At 45.7% G+C, this 17109-nt stretch carries 13 protein-coding genes and 1 pseudogene; 11 read left to right on the top strand and 3 right to left on the bottom strand.

Features of this window, described 5'->3' with window-relative positions:
* Nucleotides 1-11 precede the first annotated feature (11 nt).
* The gene (dnaG, locus tag BACSA_RS14190; protein WP_013618727.1) at nucleotides 12-2108 is read left to right on the top strand and encodes a DNA primase; all 2097 of its coding nucleotides are present in this window, start codon (nucleotides 12-14) and stop codon (nucleotides 2106-2108) included.
* A 158-nt stretch (nucleotides 2109-2266) separates the two neighbouring features.
* Here dnaG and BACSA_RS14185 read toward each other — a convergent pair whose 3' ends face one another.
* Together BACSA_RS14185 and BACSA_RS14180 are read right to left on the bottom strand one after the other, a co-directional pair.
* Nucleotides 2267-3187 (bottom strand): peptidoglycan DD-metalloendopeptidase family protein, encoded by a 921-nt coding sequence (locus BACSA_RS14185; RefSeq protein ID WP_013618726.1) that lies wholly within the window; start codon nucleotides 3185-3187, stop codon nucleotides 2267-2269.
* A gap of 178 nt (nucleotides 3188-3365) precedes the next feature.
* Nucleotides 3366-4010: a DUF3256 family protein gene (locus BACSA_RS14180; RefSeq protein ID WP_013618725.1), complete on the bottom strand. Its 645-nt coding sequence runs from the start codon at nucleotides 4008-4010 to the stop codon at nucleotides 3366-3368.
* Nucleotides 4011-4334: 324 nt separating this feature from the next.
* On the opposite strand from BACSA_RS14180, the gene BACSA_RS18965 reads away from it, so the two are divergent.
* The 10 genes from BACSA_RS18965 to BACSA_RS14130 all read left to right on the top strand — a co-directional run bounded on the left by BACSA_RS18965 (nucleotide 4335) and on the right by BACSA_RS14130 (nucleotide 16272).
* Nucleotides 4335-4907, top strand: coding sequence for an RNA polymerase sigma factor (locus BACSA_RS18965; protein ID WP_013618724.1), 573 nt, complete (start codon nucleotides 4335-4337; stop codon nucleotides 4905-4907).
* A gap of 101 nt (nucleotides 4908-5008) precedes the next feature.
* Nucleotides 5009-5428, top strand: coding sequence for a SoxR reducing system RseC family protein (locus BACSA_RS14170; protein WP_013618723.1), 420 nt, complete (start codon nucleotides 5009-5011; stop codon nucleotides 5426-5428).
* Nucleotides 5429-5452: 24 nt separating this feature from the next.
* On the top strand, nucleotides 5453-6346 hold the full coding sequence (locus BACSA_RS14165) for a Fe-S cluster domain-containing protein (RefSeq protein WP_013618722.1): 894 nt from the start codon (nucleotides 5453-5455) through the stop codon (nucleotides 6344-6346).
* A gap of 5 nt (nucleotides 6347-6351) precedes the next feature.
* A complete protein-coding gene (gene rsxC, locus BACSA_RS14160) occupies nucleotides 6352-7689 on the top strand; it encodes an electron transport complex subunit RsxC (RefSeq protein WP_013618721.1) in 1338 nt (445 codons plus the stop codon).
* A 12-nt stretch (nucleotides 7690-7701) separates the two neighbouring features.
* Entirely contained in the window at nucleotides 7702-8709 is a 1008-nt protein-coding gene (locus BACSA_RS14155) for an RnfABCDGE type electron transport complex subunit D (RefSeq protein WP_013618720.1), read from the top strand.
* Nucleotides 8706-9338, top strand: coding sequence for an RnfABCDGE type electron transport complex subunit G (locus BACSA_RS14150; protein WP_013618719.1), 633 nt, complete (start codon nucleotides 8706-8708; stop codon nucleotides 9336-9338). The genes BACSA_RS14155 and BACSA_RS14150 overlap by 4 nt, the downstream gene beginning before the upstream one ends.
* A gap of 18 nt (nucleotides 9339-9356) precedes the next feature.
* Nucleotides 9357-9941, top strand: a complete 585-nt coding sequence (gene rsxE, locus BACSA_RS14145; RefSeq protein ID WP_013618718.1) for an electron transport complex subunit RsxE — start codon at nucleotides 9357-9359, stop codon at nucleotides 9939-9941.
* A 19-nt stretch (nucleotides 9942-9960) separates the two neighbouring features.
* Nucleotides 9961-10563, top strand: coding sequence for an electron transport complex subunit RsxA (gene rsxA / locus BACSA_RS14140; RefSeq protein WP_013618717.1), 603 nt, complete (start codon nucleotides 9961-9963; stop codon nucleotides 10561-10563).
* Nucleotides 10564-10699: 136 nt separating this feature from the next.
* Nucleotides 10700-11734 (top strand): UDP-glucose 4-epimerase GalE, encoded by a 1035-nt coding sequence (gene galE / locus BACSA_RS14135; RefSeq protein ID WP_013618716.1) that lies wholly within the window; start codon nucleotides 10700-10702, stop codon nucleotides 11732-11734.
* Between the two features lie 437 nt (nucleotides 11735-12171).
* A complete protein-coding gene (locus BACSA_RS14130; RefSeq protein ID WP_013618715.1) occupies nucleotides 12172-16272 on the top strand; it encodes a hybrid sensor histidine kinase/response regulator transcription factor in 4101 nt (1366 codons plus the stop codon).
* On the opposite strand, the pseudogene BACSA_RS14125 reads toward BACSA_RS14130, so the two are convergent.
* Nucleotides 16259-16852 (bottom strand): annotated as a pseudogene (locus tag BACSA_RS14125) (nucleotidyl transferase AbiEii/AbiGii toxin family protein); the annotation flags it as partial. The gene BACSA_RS14130 and the pseudogene BACSA_RS14125 sit on opposite strands and share 14 nt — an antisense overlap.
* Between the last annotated feature and the right edge of the window lie 257 nt (nucleotides 16853-17109).

Here is a 17109-nt window from a genome sequence, read left to right as displayed (position 1 = left end):
TTTGCCGCATCATGATAGACCAAGCCACCATAGACAGAATCATGGATGCCGCACAGATTGTAGATGTGGTATCCGAATTTGTCACTCTCCGGAAAAGAGGAGTGAACTATATCGGGTTATGCCCTTTCCACAACGAAAAGACCCCTTCATTCAGTGTATCGCCCAGCAAAGGGGTATGCAAATGTTTCAGTTGCGGCAAGGGAGGAAACGTGGTGCATTTCATCATGGAGCACGAACAGCTTTCCTACTACGAAGCCCTGAAATGGCTTGCCAAGAAATACAACATCGAAATAAAGGAGCGCGAACTGACCGATGAAGAAAAGCAGGCACATAGTTTACGGGAAAGCCTGTTTGTGGTAAACCAGTTCGCTTCCGAATACTTCCAAAATATCTTATATAATAACATAGACGGACAACGCATCGGCATGACTTATCTGCGCGGACGTGGTTTCCGTGACGATATCATCAAGAAATTCCAGTTAGGATACAGCACAGACAATCATGACGCATTGGCACGTGCCGCCCTTCAGAAAGGGTACAAAGAAGAATTTCTTGTAAAAACCGGATTATGTTACCGGAAAGAAGACGGAACGTTGCGCGACCGCTTTTGGGGACGTGTCATCTTTCCGGTGCATACCATTTCGGGAAAAGTCGTTGCTTTTGGCGGACGTGTATTAAGCGCAGCCACCAAGAATGTACAGATGAAGTATGTCAATTCGCCCGAATCGGAAATCTATCACAAAAGCCGGGAGTTGTATGGCATTTACTTTGCCAAGCAAGCCATTGTACGGCAAGACCGTTGTTTTTTGGTAGAAGGCTATACCGATGTCATCTCCATGCATCAAAGCGGCATTGAAAACGTAGTAGCTTCATCGGGAACCGCACTGACTTCCGAGCAAATCCGCCTGATTCACCGGTTCACCAATAACATCACGGTACTCTATGACGGTGACGGAGCCGGCATCAAAGCCAGCATCCGAGGAATTGACATGCTGCTGGAAGAAGGCATGAACGTAAAAGTATGCCTGCTTCCTGACGGGGATGACCCTGACAGCTTTGCACGCAAACACAACGCCACCGATTATCAGGCATATATCAACGACCATGAAGTGGACTTCATCCGCTTCAAAACCGATCTGTTGATGGAAGAAGCGGGAAAAGACCCAATCAAACGGGCTTCGCTCATATCAAGTATTGTAAAAAGCATTTCAGTCATCCCTGATGCCATTGTCCGCTCGGTTTATATCCGCGAATGCAGCCAACTGCTTCAAATGGAAGAAAAAGTGCTGATTGAAGCCACCGCCAAACTTATCGAACAAGCACGCGAAGCCAAATTTAAAGAACAACAGCGCAAAAAAGAACGCGAACAGCGGTTAACGGCAACACCTCAGGCTTCTGTACCGGAATCTTCTCCCGAAGCCCAGACAAATGAAACACCTGCAGCCGATTCCACATCCGAAACCGGAAATGCTCCTTTTCCTTCCGAACCGGCTCCCTTTCCGACAGAACCCTATACCTCGTACATCCCGTCTGAAGGAAACGAACAAAAGGTATTCTATGCCAAAGAAGAAGACTTGGTACGGATGCTTATCCGCTACGGCGAAAAAGTGATGTGTTACGTAGAGAATGAAACGGGCGAGCAAATACCGTTTACCGTGACAGAATGCATCGCATCTGGGCTGAAAGAAGACGAATTACAATTCTATGACCCGCTGCACCGTCTGGTTTTACAAGAGTGTGAAGCACATCTGAATGACCCGAATTTCAATCCCGAGCGATATTTCATTGCTCACCCTGACCCTGCGGTAAGCAAGTTGGCTGTAGACCTCGTAAGCGACCGCTATCAACTGAGCAAATATCATTCGAAAGGACAAAAAATCGTAAGCGATGAAGAAAGGCTCTACGAACTGGTTCCCCGTCTGCTGCTCGACTTCAAACTCTCAATCGTAGAGGAAGAAATGAAACATACCATTCAGGCACTGGCTAATCCGGAAATAGCCAACGACCCGCAACGGTGTCTGGAAATCATGAAGCGTTACAAAGAGTTGCAAGAAACCCAAAGCGTCATGGCACAACACGCCGGCGACCGGGTGGTGCTGAAATTGTAAAAGAACTTGTCCGGTAAAACAGATTATACCTTTCGCGGCATTAACTTTGCATGTTAATAAAACACAGGACAGACACAGATGGACACTTAAAAAGAGGATTACCCTCTCTGTCAGACAAGGATAATCCCCCTTTTTATATTTTTTCTCACCGAAATGATTTATGAACAACGCAATACCTGACCGATGCGCAAGGTTGTAGTACGCTTAATGCCGTTCATCTTGCACAGGCGATCGATAGATACGTGGTAAATCCGAGATATACGTCCCAATGTATCGCCTTTGCGTATCTTGTGATAGCGTATAGCACCGCTTTCTGAGGGCGAAGATTCTGTGTTCTCGATTTTCTTTCCGCTCTTCAAATTTGCCAATGCACGCGTACGCTGGTACGGATAACGGTTTGCATTACGGATAAACAGGTAACTGTCTGCAACAATATCCTGTTTCGGGAAATCGAACATGAATTCAGGATTGATTACCTCACCCAAGAAACGGGTTTCGAAATGCAGGTGCGAACCGGTAGAACGTCCCGTATTGCCACCCAAGCCTATCACATCGCCAGCCTTTACGTATTCGTCTTCTTTCACCAGTTGCTTGGAAAGATGACCATAAATGGTCTCCAACCCGTTGTCGTGACGAATAACCACATATTTGCCATAACCGCGGCGCTCATACTTCACCATACGTACTTTCCCGTCGAAAGCCGCCCGAATGGTATCACCGATATATACCTTAATATCCAACCCATTATGCATACGGCGCCAGCGCGGACCGCACTTTGAGGTAATCTTCGTATGCGTAGTGGGCATGCAGAAACCGGTTAAATCAATTCGGAAGGTATCGGGAATCTGAACCGTATTGCCGTATGCGTGTACACGGTCGTTCCGCCAATTAGGATACAAACTATAAGCAGGATAAACGGCTTGCTCAGCCTTGATTTGGCGGATCAGCGCCAATGAGTCTACAGCTTTCAGCTTTCTGTCGATAGGTGCCTGGCGTGCCAGCAAGTCCTGCCCTGCTACATTTACGCTTACTAATGCCAATGCCGCTACCGCAACTGTTCTAATACATTTTAAAATCATTACATACCTTATTTATTCACCTGTTCAAACGAATGCTTGCGATTTTTCAAAAAAGCGTTTCAAATATAGCTTTTTTGGCTGAATCGGGCACAGGCGATTAACTATTTTTCAGGTATTTTTATACCAAAAAGAAAGAGAATAGGCGGTTTTCTGCTTTAAAACATGTATTTTACTCCCACTATTGCGCTGTCTGCCGGAATTTTCCATTACACCATTGATAAACAACTGGCTTCTCAAGCACGTAAGCCTTGAGCTTCTCCGCCGTCTCTTTATCCACGTAATCAGGAGTCGTGTAAGTAACCGTCAGGCTTTGGTCTTTCTCGGACAAACGCAATTCTTTCAGGTACATATCGGCATACAAGCGTAAATTGCGCAACGAATCCGCCGCCGTTTCCGTCAAAGGCTGCCGGTAAAATTGCTCTTCAGGAGGTAAAGTGAAAAATCGGCTTGCCGGAAGTTCTTTCCAAGCAGTGTCATAAAAACGGATGTCGCTGTCTGCCACCGGTCCTTCATACGTACGAACCACACATACCACTTTCACCGAATCGTTCAGTGGCAAGAATTTCATTTCCTCCTTGCTCGACTTACTGATGCGCACCAACAGGTAATCATCGGTCAGCTTCAACATCTCCGAAGTCTGCCCGAAGCGGTTTTTCACTTCCGCTTTCATGTTGCTGGCAAGAAAATCGCCGAAATCTTCCCGGTTCACTTTAGTCAACAAAGGGGAAAGCGAATCGGGCAAAGCGATGTATAATGATTTTAAATCCTGCGCTTGCATGCTCACGCTGCAAAGCATGCACACAAGTCCTATAATCCACTTCATTTTAACTGTCGTTTTTTATTTCCCGCCAAAGATAGGGATTTCTTCCGACCGGACAAAACGATAGTTAAGCAAAAATGAATGTTGATTTTTATTTTGACACATCCACATACAACAGCTCCGTTTGGGGATAAAACTTGTCGATTTTTCTCTTTTTAAGGAGGAAATTGTGTAAAATAGTAAAAAAAGAGCTTGTTTTTTTGTAAATTTATAAAGAAAATGTTTTCTTTGGGGTGACATGTCACTGATTGAAGCGTGACTATGCTTTTCAAAGGCGCTTTCTTCTTAAAAGGGTTTTTGAATCTAATAACTAAACAATTAACACCGATGAAACAGAAAACACCTGATGAAGACGAGCAGCTGGTCTCGCTTTATCGCGACGGAAATGTTTCCGCATTTAACACACTTTTAATCCGATACATTCCTAAAATCCGACAAGCCGTCCGGCGCTTTCTCTCTAACTCTGAAGACATAAACGATGTTCTCCAAGATATCTGTATCCATGTAGGTACGAAATTGAAAAACACATACAATGAAAACGGGAAATTCTCGGGGTGGCTTACTTGCGTAGTGGCAAATTACATGTGCAGCTATTGCCGGAAAAAGAAAATCACTTTTTCTTTTGTAGACTTGGAGGCAGTAAAAGTCATCGAGTCGGAATATATGCTTCCTACCTTTGCAAGGGAACAGAAACTTTTCGACTTGCAAAGGTCGGTCGAGGAACTTCCGGATGAGTTGAAAAAATTGGTGGAAATGAAGTTCAAAGAGAAAATGACTCTTCAGGCGATTGCGGATAAGCTAGGCATGAAAAAGACGACCGTAGCAGCAAAGCTGAACTCAGCTTATCGGAAATTGGAGAAAAGCATGCAGCATAAAGGATATGATGATGCATTAATCTGACTTTTTTACTTTTTTTAGCATGAAATTTTACCGTTTGCGTTACCAATAAACAAAATTTTATAGTATTTTTGCCCCGTATTGTAAAGTTCAGTTTGCAAAACATGACAAATAACATAAAACATCTAGGTATTGTGGAAAGCATTAACGGTTCTCGTCTGAAGGTGAGAATCGTTCAGGCGTCAGCTTGCGCGGCATGTAGTGCGAAAAGCCATTGCCATGTGTCAGAGTCAAAAGAAAAGATGATTGACGTGTATAATAAGCAAGGACTCTCATGCACAATCGGGGAAAAGGTGTGGGTAGTAGGCACATCTTCTATGAGCATGAAGGCCGTATTGCTGGCTTTTGTAATTCCGTTCCTGGTGGTGGTTTTATCCCTTGTCATTGCTTTGCGTCTGACTGGGAATGAAGCCGGGTCAGCATTGATTTGCCTTTGTGCCTTGATTCCTTATTACCTTATTATATATATGTGCCGGCATAAGCTGGACCGTACATTTGTTTTTACGTTGGAAACGGTTGCATAATATTAATAAACTAACTTTATATCTATGAATCTAATTTTGGTTGCAGTAATTTCATTGGGAGCCATCGGGTTGGTATCTGCCGTAATCCTGTATGCCGCTTCAAAGAAGTTTGCTGTGTATGAAGATCCGCGAATTGCGCAAGTGGCGGCTGTGCTTCCTCAAGCCAATTGCGGTGGATGTGGGTATCCTGGATGTTCAGGCTTTGCGGCAGCATGTGTGAAAGCCGGTTCATTGGAAGGGAAACTATGTCCGGTAGGCGGGCAGCCTACTATGGAGAAAGTAGCTGGCATTTTAGGGTTGGAAGTTTCCGCTTCTGAACCTAAGGTAGCTGTAGTGAGATGTAACGGTACATGTGCCAACCGTCCGAGGCTTACGCAATACGACGGCGTGCGCTCATGTGTGGTGGCCAACTCTACCAGCGGAGGCGAAACGGGATGTTTCTTCGGATGCTTGGGATGCGGCGATTGTGTATCGGCATGCCAGTTCGGAGCCATCCGCATGAATCCGGAAACAGGTTTGCCAGAAGTGGATGAAGAAAAATGTACGGCATGCGGTGCTTGCGCCAAGGCTTGTCCGCGAAACATTATCGAGATTCGTCCGAAAGGCAAGAACAGCCGCCGTGTGTATGTACAATGTGTAAACAAGGACAAAGGTGCGGTTGCCCGTAAGGCTTGTACCGCTGCATGTATCGGGTGCGGCAAGTGTGTGAAAGTGTGTCCGTTTGAAGCGATTACGTTGGAAAACAATTTGGCATACATCGATCCGGCTAAGTGTAAGTCGTGCCGCAAATGTGAAACGGAATGCCCGCAGGGTGCCATCATTGCCGTAAACTTCCCTCCACGCAAGGCGAAACCGGCAGAGCCTGAGGCACCGAAAGCCGAGCTTAATCCAAACGAAGTAGAACCCATAAAACAATAGATAAAGTGAAGACGTTTAGAATTGGTGGAGTTCATCCAGCAGAAAATAAATTGTCGGCCGGTAAAGCCATAGAAACGCTTGCACTTCCGAAGCAGGCAGTGTTCCCTTTGTCCCAACATATCGGTGCCCCAGCTACCCCTGTCGTAAAGAAAGGTGATAGCGTAAAGGTCGGAACCAAGATTGCAGAGGCGGGAGGCTTTGTTTCGGCTGCAATCTTCTCTTCTGTATCTGGGAAAGTGAATAAGATAGACAATGTTGTTGATGCGAGCGGATACCGCAAACCTGCCATTTTCATTGATGTGGAAGGTGACGAATGGGAAGCATCCATCGACCGCAGCACGACGTTAGTGAAAGAATGCAACCTGACTCCCGAAGAAATTGTAACGAAGATCAAGAACGCGGGAGTCGTCGGCATGGGTGGAGCCTGTTTCCCCACACATGTAAAACTTACTCCTCCCCCGGGATGCAAAGCCGAGTGTGTGATTATTAATGCCGTAGAATGTGAACCTTATCTGACCGCCGACCATCGGCTGATGCTTGAGAAACCGGATGAGATCTTGGTGGGAGTGAGCATCTTGATGAAAGCGGCTAAGGTAAATCAGGCTTATATCGGCATAGAGAACAACAAGCCGGATGCAATTCGGTTGTTGACTGAAAAAGCTGCCGGATATCCGGGCATCGAAGTGGTACCCTTGAAAGTGAAATATCCGCAAGGCGGCGAGAAGCAATTGATTGATGCGATTATCGGGCGGCAGGTGCCTGCTCCTCCTGCAATACCTATCAATGTAGGAGCTATCGTACAGAACGTAGGTACGGTATATGCCGTATATGAAGCCGTACAAAAGAACAAGCCGCTTTTCGAGCGTATCGTGACCGTAACCGGAAAATCCTTGAAGAATCCGTCTAACTTCCTTACCCGCATGGGAACTCCGATGAGCCAGCTGATAGAAGCAGCCGGAGGGCTTCCGGAAGATACCGGCAAGGTAATCGGCGGCGGACCGATGATGGGCAAGGCTCTGATGAACATCGAAGTCCCTATCTGCAAAGGAAGCTCGGGCGTCTTGATTATGAACGATAAGGAAGCACGTCGGGGCGCACCCCAACCGTGTATCCGTTGTGCCAAGTGTGTGAGCGTTTGTCCGATGGGACTGGAGCCTTATTTGCTTGCCACGTGCTCGGCTCATGGCGACTGGGAACGTGTGGAACATGAAATGATTATGTCATGCATCGAATGCGGTTCATGCCAGTTTACATGTCCTTCACATCGCCCGATGTTGGATTATATTCGTTTAGGAAAAGGTAAGGTGGGCGGAATCATCCGTGCACGCAATGCTAAAAAATAATTGTAGACTATTATGGCTAATAAATTAATCGTATCATTATCGCCCCACGTGCATAACAACGACAGCGTGCAGAAAAACATGTACGGTGTCTTGATTGCATTGATACCTGCCTTGCTTGTATCATTAATCGTTTTTGGTTTAGGGGCTCTTATCGTCACGCTGACCTCGGTTGCGGCGTGTGTCTTCTTTGAATGGGCTATTACGAAATACATTCTGAAACGTGAGCAGACCACCATTATGGATGGCTCTGCCGCTCTGACGGGTGTATTGCTGGCATTCAACTTGCCTTCGAACCTGCCTGTATGGATTATCATTATCGGTGCGTTGGTGGCTATCGGTATTGGTAAGATGACCTTTGGCGGATTGGGCTGCAATCCGTTTAATCCGGCTTTGGTGGGACGTGTATTCCTGCTTATTTCGTTCCCGGTACAGATGACCTCTTGGCCTCAGACAGGTCAATTGGCTTCTTATTTGGACGCCGAGACCGGAGCTACTCCATTGGCGCTGATGAAGCAAGCCATTAAGTCGGGCGACCCGTCTGTGCTGAGTGACTTGCCAAGTAGCTTTAACCTCTTAATCGGCATTCCGGACAGTTGTCAGATGGGCGTGGGATGTTTAGGCGAAATCAGTGCCGGAGCCTTGCTTTTGGGGCTTATCTATATGTTATGGAAAAAGATTATCACATGGCATATCCCCATTTCGATTCTTGCTACGGTATTTGTATTCTCCGGATTGATGCATTTGGCTAATCCTATTTATGCTTCTCCGGTACATCATCTCTTTACCGGCGGTTTGATGTTAGGCGCAATCTTTATGGCTACCGATTATGTCACATCACCTATGACCCATAAGGGTATGATTATTTACGGCATTGCGATAGGTTTCCTTACCGTATTGATCCGTACGTTCGGCGCTTATCCCGAAGGCATGTCGTTCGCTATTCTGATTATGAATGCGTTCACGCCGTTGATTAATACTTATTGTAAACCTAAACGTTATGGGGAGGTAGTAAAGAAATGAAAAAGCTTGAATCATCTTTAAAGAATATGGCGTTGGCGCTTACAGGCTTCTCTGTCGTTGCAGGAGGTTTGTTAGGATGGGTCAACGATGCTACGGCAGAGCCGATAGCACAGGCCAATGCGAAAGCCTTGAGTGACGCTATTGCGGTAGTTGTGCCCGGATTTGACAATAATCCAGCCGAGGCGCCCGAGACCGTGGAACTGAACGGGGCTTCTTATAAAATTTATAAAGCGACCAAGGGAGGAGAACCTATCGGAGCGGCTGTAGAGGCTTCTGCCAACGGATTTGGAGGAGCATTAACGGTTCTTGTCGGTTTCGATAAGGAAGGGAATATCATTGACTATTCTTTGTTAAGCCATGCCGAAACTCCGGGATTGGGCTCGAAAGCGGCTGATTGGTTTAAAAAAGGAGGAAAAGGAGATATAACCGGAAAGAACCCGGGAGCCGCTCCGCTGAGCGTAAGTAAAGACGGAGGCGAAATAGATGCCATTACCGCTTCTACCATCACTTCGCGCGCATTCCTTCTGGCTGTAAACAATGCTTATGCTGTTTATAAGAACCAGCAAGTAGATGCCACAAGCGGTGCGACACAGCAGGCAGGCGATAATCAAACAAGTAATGAAAAATAGTGAGGAAAGGAGCAGACTATGAGTAATTTGAAGATTTTGATAAACGGGATTGTAAAAGAGAATCCTACGTTTGTACTCCTTTTGGGTATGTGTCCGACATTGGGAACCACCTCTTCTGCCATTAACGGTATGGGAATGGGGCTTGCCACAATGTTTGTGTTGATTTGTTCGAATTTTGTGATATCTGCCATTAAGAATTTAGTGCCTGACATGGTACGTATTCCTATCTTTGTGGTGGTTATCGCTTCGTTCGTTACGATTTTGCAAATGGTTATGCAAGCCTATGTGCCTGCTCTTTATGCGACATTGGGGTTGTTTATCCCTTTGATTGTAGTGAACTGTATCCTGTTGGGACGCGCGGAGGCTTTTGCCTGTAAAAATACGCCGATAGCCTCTTTCTTCGACGGATTAGGCATCGGACTTGGATTTACGATTGCACTGACTCTGTTGGGTGGAGTCCGTGAATTCTTGGGAACAGGCAAGTTGTTTAATATCACCATTATGCCTGAGCAATACGGTATGTTGGTCTTCGTGCTGGCACCGGGTGCTTTTATCGCATTGGGGTATCTGATTGCTATTGTAAACCGCTTTAAAAAAGCATAACTTTTAAATAGACAGGAATATGGAATATATATTGATATTTATCACTGCCATCTTTGTGAACAACATTGTGTTGTCACAATTCTTAGGTATTTGCCCTTTTTTAGGCGTATCCAAAAAGGTAGATACCGCTATGGGTATGGGAGCGGCAGTTGCTTTTGTCTTGACTTTGGCTACGATTGTGACTTACGTCATTCAGAAATTCGTGCTTGACCCTTTCGGGTTGGCTTACCTGCAGACAATCGCTTTCATTCTGGTGATTGCCGCATTGGTGCAGATGGTGGAAATTATCCTGAAGAAGGTTTCTCCTGCTTTGTATCAGGCTTTGGGCGTGTTTTTGCCGTTAATTACCACGAACTGCTGTATCCTTGGCGTTGCTATTCTGGTTATCCAAAAGAACTTTGATTTGCTGACAGGCGTTGTATACGCTTTTGCCACGGCATTGGGCTTTGCGCTTGCATTGATTGTCTTTGCAGGCATTCGCGAACAGCTTAGTTTGGTCAATATTCCGAAAGGCATGCAAGGCATGTCCATTGCGCTTGTAACTGCCGGGCTTCTTGCCATGGCGTTCATGGGCTTTTCCGGAGTAGATAAAGGCCTCGCTGTTCTTTTTGGAGTGGAATAAAGATAACACATAGAGAATAAAGGAGACGCAGATCGTTCATCTGCGTCTTTTTTTGTTTTTAATGCATCTCTTTTTCAAGATTTCTTGTTATTTTTGCCAATAGAGAACAATAACCTAATATTAATACCTTATAAAAATGAAAGAAAGAATTTTAGTTACAGGTGGTACGGGATACATAGGCTCGCACACCGTAGTCGAACTCCAAAACAATGGGTATGATGTAGTAATCGTAGACAATCTATCAAATTCACGTGCTGATGTGGTGGATAATATCGAAAAAATTACAGGAATCCGCCCGGCATTTGAGGAAGTGGATTGTTTGGATTATGCAAAATTGGAAGCTGTATTTGCCAAATATCCGGGTATCAAAGGTATTATCCATTTTGCAGCAAGCAAAGCGGTAGGCGAATCGGTTCAGAAGCCTTTATTGTATTATCGCAACAACATCGTATCGCTCATCAATCTGTTGGAACTGATGCCGAAATATAATGTAGAAGGTATTATTTTCTCTTCTTCTTGCACGGTATACGGACAGCCGGACAAACTTCCTGTTACAGAAGAAGCTCCTATCAAGAAAGCTGAATCTCCTTATGGCAACACCAAACAAATCAACGAGGAAATCATTCGTGACACGATTGCTTCCGGTTCTCCCATCCATGCCATCCTGTTGCGCTACTTCAACCCGATTGGTGCACACCCGACAGCCCTTATCGGTGAATTGCCCAATGGTGTTCCGCAGAACCTGATTCCTTACCTGACCCAGACCGCTATCGGTATCCGCGAGAAGCTGACCGTCTTCGGTGATGACTACAATACGCCCGACGGCTCTTGTATCCGTGATTACATTTATGTAGTAGACTTGGCGAAGGCTCACGTAACAGCTATGCACCGTATTCTGGACAACAAGCAAAAAGACAAGGTAGAAGTATTTAACATCGGTACCGGAAAAGGTGTTTCGGTTTTGGAACTGATTCATGCCTTCGAGGCTTCTACAGGAGTGAAGCTGAATTATCAGATAGGCAAGCGCCGTGCCGGAGACATCGAACAGGTATGGGCAGACCCGACTTACGCAAACCAGGAATTAGGCTGGAAAGCCGAAACTTCGTTGGAGGCTACCCTGCGTTCGGCATGGGATTGGCAATTGAAATTGCGTGAGAACGGAATCCAATAATAGCCGATTAACCGTTGACTATGGAGGTGAGTCGGGAGTTAAAAGAAGTCAGAACCTATATCTTTTAGACAGACTCACACGATAGATATAGCTGCGTTGGTGGTACGATTACTAATCGTACAGCATGACGATTACTAATCGTGCAGCATTACGATTACTAATCGTACCATTGATGCAGTATATATGCTGTCTTTTTTATCCTCATTCCCGAAGCGTTTTTTTGCAGCTTTGCTTGCCGGAAACTGATGTCTCCTGCCGGTTGCCACAGGAAGAAGTTGCACGTGCATTGCCTTTTGTCGGGATATGGAGACAGCAAATGCTTTAGCTGTTCTCGGAAACTTGAAATTAGAGAGAAATTATAGAGACTGATTCCTGTATTTTCATTATTTTTGTGCTTGGATAATTTTTATTAAGTAAGCACCTTAAATGATAACAGAATGAAAAACATCGTGTTAACCCTACTTTTTCTTTTAAGTAGTCTGGTCGCTTCCTTTGCTCAGTCGCACCGTCTGTTTACGACCGATGAGGAATTGTCAAGCAGCCTGATTAATTTTATCTATCAGGATCACAACAACATGATATGGATTGCCACGGAAGACGGGCTCAACCGTTATGATGGTGTCAAATTCACGGTCTACCGCCATGAACCGGGCAATGAGCATTCGTTGGCACACAACTATGTGAAAGTTATATTCGAAGATGACAAAGGAAGGCTGATTGTAGGAACCTATGCCGGCTTGCAATTGTATGATGAAGCGACAGATACGTTCTCCCGATTGGCTACTGATGAAAGCGGAGCCCCATTCACAAGCTTCATTACTCATATCTTACAGCGGAAGAACGGGGAAATATGGGCGACCGGTAATCGTTTGGTCAAACTGGACATCACACCCGATGGTGAACTCCATATACAATGGGCTAAATTGCCCGCAGGCGTACCTACCGAGATGTTAGAATATGCCCTTGAAGATAAATCAGGCAATCTGTGGCTGGTCAAGGAAGGCGACGGCATATACCGGGTGTCACCGGATAATCAGGTAAGGCATTACGATGAAGGCCAGCACGCTTTCGCCATTTTGACCCTATGTGAAGACAAATGGGGCAACATCTATGGAGGAAGCCCGCGTAACGGTTTGTTCCGTTATGACAAAAAACAGGACACCTTTGTTTCCCTCTCTTATTTGTCAGACGAAAAGTTATCGGTACGTTCTATCTACTGTACAGATCAGAACACCTTATACATATGCACGGACGGGGAAGGATTAAAGCAACTCGACATTCAAGGCAACCAGCTGTCCGACTTTCTGATAGAAGATGACCGGATTGACTCCCATCGGGCAAAAGTGCATTTCATGTTTCAAGACCGTACCGGAAATTACTGGCTGGCCATTTATCAGAAAGGGGTGATGATGATTCCTACCCACCCTAACGGATTCAAATACTTGGGTTACAAGTCTGTCAGCCGGAATCTGATCGGATCCCATTGTGTGACTTCACTTTATCAGAGCAGTGATGGGACAATGTACGTAGGAACGGATAACGATGGCCTCTATGCACTTACACAGTCTGGCAAGCAGGGACGGCATTATGTTCCGAATAATACGCCCCATTCTGTCCCCCCTATTCTCATGAGCATCTATGAAGATTCCGAACACAATCTTTGGTTAGGTTCATTTGTGAATGGCGCAGCCTTTCTGGATACCCAAAGCGGACGTTGCACCTATTTGCGGGAACCGGGAAATAAGAAGTGGGAGGCAGTACGCAATGTTTATGCTTTTGCCGAGGATGGCGACAAGCGGGTATGGATAGCCACCATGGGCGGAAGTCTGTTTTGTTATGACCTGCGCAACCGGAAACTGCGTAATTATCCTCAACTGGAGGGGAAAATCACCAATGACTGGGCGTGTAGTCTGCTTTACTCGGCTACGGACAACTGCCTCTATGTAGGAACCTATAACGGGCTTTACTGCGTGGATTTAAAAACAGAGGACCTGAATGTCTCTTTTACGCTTGGGACGCATATTATCTACACGCTTTGCGAAGATCGGGAAGGCAATCTTTGGGTGGGCACTTCGGACGGACTTATTTGTTGGAACCGGAAGAAGCAGGAACAGACCACTTATACCACAGCCAATGGTTTGCCGCATAATTCGGTCTATGGTATTTTGTTCGATGGCCGTGATTGCCTTTGGATAAGTACTAACCGGGGATTGTCACGCTTCTTCCTGCCCCAACGGCGCTTTGTCAATTATACGGTTCACGACGGGCTTCAAGGCAATGAATTCTGCAAGAATGCCGTTTTCCGCAGTAAGGACGGTTCTCTCTGGTTCGGGGGTATCAACGGTGTCACTTATTTCAATCCGCAAGATATCATTGTCCCAGATAAGAAATGGCAGCTTCGTATCACTGATTTCTATCTGCATGACCAGCCTGTGCGGGTGGGAACCCGTTCGGGCAGGCACGAAGTCATCAGTGTCCCTGTGCACAAAGCCGATGATTTTTATCTGTCTTACCGCGACAACTCGTTCAGCATTGAGTTTTCTACCGTCGAACTGAATACAGCCCGCAGGCTTACTTACTACTATGCCATGAACGATACGGTATGGAACGAATTGCCTGCCGATGCCAACCGCATTTCATTTGTGGACTTGCCGGCAGGAACCTACCATTTTCGCATCAAAGCGAAAGATTACCTGACCGAGTCTGATTCCCGGGAGATTACGATTCACATCAGTCCGGCCTGGTGGGCTTCCGTTTGGGCTAAAACAGGTTATGTGCTGATTGCCATCGCAGCGCTTATCTGTGCCTATCTGCTCTTACGCAACCACTACCGTACCCAGCAAAAAATGTTGGAACATATTCATCGCGAAGAAATCAACGAGACCAGGCAACGTTTCTTTATTAACATCTCGCACGAGATACGCACACCGATGACACTCATCATCAGCCCCTTGCAGCAACTGATGCACAATGACAGGGATGAGGGACGGCAGAAAATATACCGCGTCATTTACCGAAACTCCGAACGTATTTTGCGCCTGATCAATCAATTGATGGATATACGTAAAATCGAGAAGAATCAAATGAAACTCACCTATCAGGAAGTGGAGTTGTTAGGATTCATCAGAGATTTATGTGACATGTTTGCCGAGGTGGCTGCACAAAAACACATTACGTTGGATTTTCGTCATAACGACCTGACAGAGATGAAAGTCTGGTTGGATATCGCCAACTTTGATAAAGTCATTCTCAATCTACTTTCGAATGCGTTTAAGTTCACTCCCGAAGGCGGGCATGTAGAAATTTCAGCATCCTATGGCGAAGACAACGCTACGAACGGACCGCTGCATCGCTATGTAGAGATTGTGGTTGCCGATACCGGTAAGGGCATTACCCCTTCGGACTTGGAACGGATATTCGAACGTTTCTATCAAGCGAGTACGGAAGACTCGTACAAAGGTACCGGCATCGGACTGCATCTTACCCGTTCGCTGGTCGAGTTGCATCACGGCCATATTCATGCCGAGAACAAGCCCGATGGGGAAAAAGGAAGCCGTTTCATCGTACGCATCCCTGCCGGTAACGAACATCTGCATAAAGATGAAATGGCGGCTTTGCCACTTCCGGACGAGACCATTCACGAGGTAAGTAATTCATACGTTCAGTTGCCTGCGACAGCTCTTGCAGAGGATAAACAGCCGGCTGGACGGGTAAATGCCCGTGTCAAGCATTACATTCTTGTCGTGGAAGATGATGAAGAGATACGCAATTACATTAGCCGCGAACTTGCCGCCGACTACCATGTGGGTACTTGCAGCAATGGAAAAGAAGCGTTGGAAGTGATTTTCAAGCAGGAGCCTGCCCTTATTATCAGTGATGTCATGATGCCCGAAATGGATGGCCTGACACTATGCCGTATGGTGAAGCAGAATCTCCACAAGAGGCATATTCCTATTATTCTGCTTACTGCCAAGACGCGCGATGAAGACAACATTGAGGGGCTGGAAACTGGAGCCGACGCTTACCTGACCAAACCTTTCAATATGAAAATTCTGCGCCATACAGTCGAAAATCTGATACATAGCCGTGAATATCTGCGGAATGTCACTCCTGCTGCCTTACAGGGGGCGGAAGACGAGGAAAAGCCCAACCTGCAGGCTCCTGATGACCGGTTAGTGGAACGTGCCATTCGGATTATCAAATCTCATTTGAGTGAGCCGGACATCAGTGTAGAGCAGATTGCGGTCGAAGTAGGCTATAACCGTTCGCACCTGGGGCGTAAACTGAAGAAATTGACCGGACTTTCCACGCGCGACTTTATCCGTAACATCCGGTTGCAACAAGCTGCTGACTTGTTGGGTGAAAAGCGGTATGCCATTTCCGAAGTAGCCGATCTGGTCGGTTTCACTTCGCTGAGCGGTTTCTCTACCGCATTCAAGGAACAATTCGGGATGTCTCCGATGGAGTATCGGGAAAAACTGTTGAAAGAGCATGACACTAAGGATAGCCACTCCAATAAATCCGCTATTCAAACTTAATCATATCCGCCAGTTGTACAAAGTAATCGGTCGACCAGATGTCAAGTTCTTTGGGATTCCTGACAAAAGGAAGAACATCGGCCTTTACTTGATTGATGTTTGCAGAAGTCAGTCTATCCTTTAATTGGGATATGAATACATCGCGAGTGATTACTTCATTGTTGAATTGGAGTGCACGTTCGGCAAGATGGCTAAAATCAAGTGGTACGTTATGACGGACATACCATTCGAAATCGTACCAATCACGCCCTTTCACTCTGTTTTTCCATGCCCTGTATACCAATGCGTGCATTTTTCCGGCAAACAAATCCGGAAGAATGAAACAACGCGTCATAAAAGAATGAGGCTGTAAAAGCAGTTTCTGCTCCGTTCTAAACTTTAAAGGTAGTTGAGTATCAACTTCTATTTTTATTTTGATGGATTTTTCCGCCTGAAAGGAGATGTCATATACCTCTGTATTATCTTTCAAGAAAGCGGATTCGACTTTACCAAAACTTTTTTTGTCTTTCTTTTTAATCTCAACTTCCCTGCCAACGATGGCAAACTCATCAATAATCGCAGGAAAGTATTTGGTAAAATCAATCATATAGCTTTATCCGCTGTAAGATTAATAATCTTCAGGCTGCAAGATTAATAATCTTACAAGCGGAAGATTAATAATCTTACACCAGACGAAGCTATCCGCGTTGAAGCGAGAAGATAATAACAATGACCTTTTAAATAATCTGAGTATAATGAAGTACAGTCCTGTAATGTGCGGCGGACAGAACGAAGGCCAACCGGTTCCCGCTTTTCTTCGAAGAGGGCTGGGAACCGGAAGTTTTATTTAATAGTTTC

This window comes from Phocaeicola salanitronis DSM 18170 (genome assembly GCF_000190575.1).
GTDB lineage: Bacteria > Bacteroidota > Bacteroidia > Bacteroidales > Bacteroidaceae > Phocaeicola > Phocaeicola salanitronis.
Note: the sequence above shows the minus strand (reverse complement) of the source record. Positions and strands in the feature narration are given on the sequence as shown.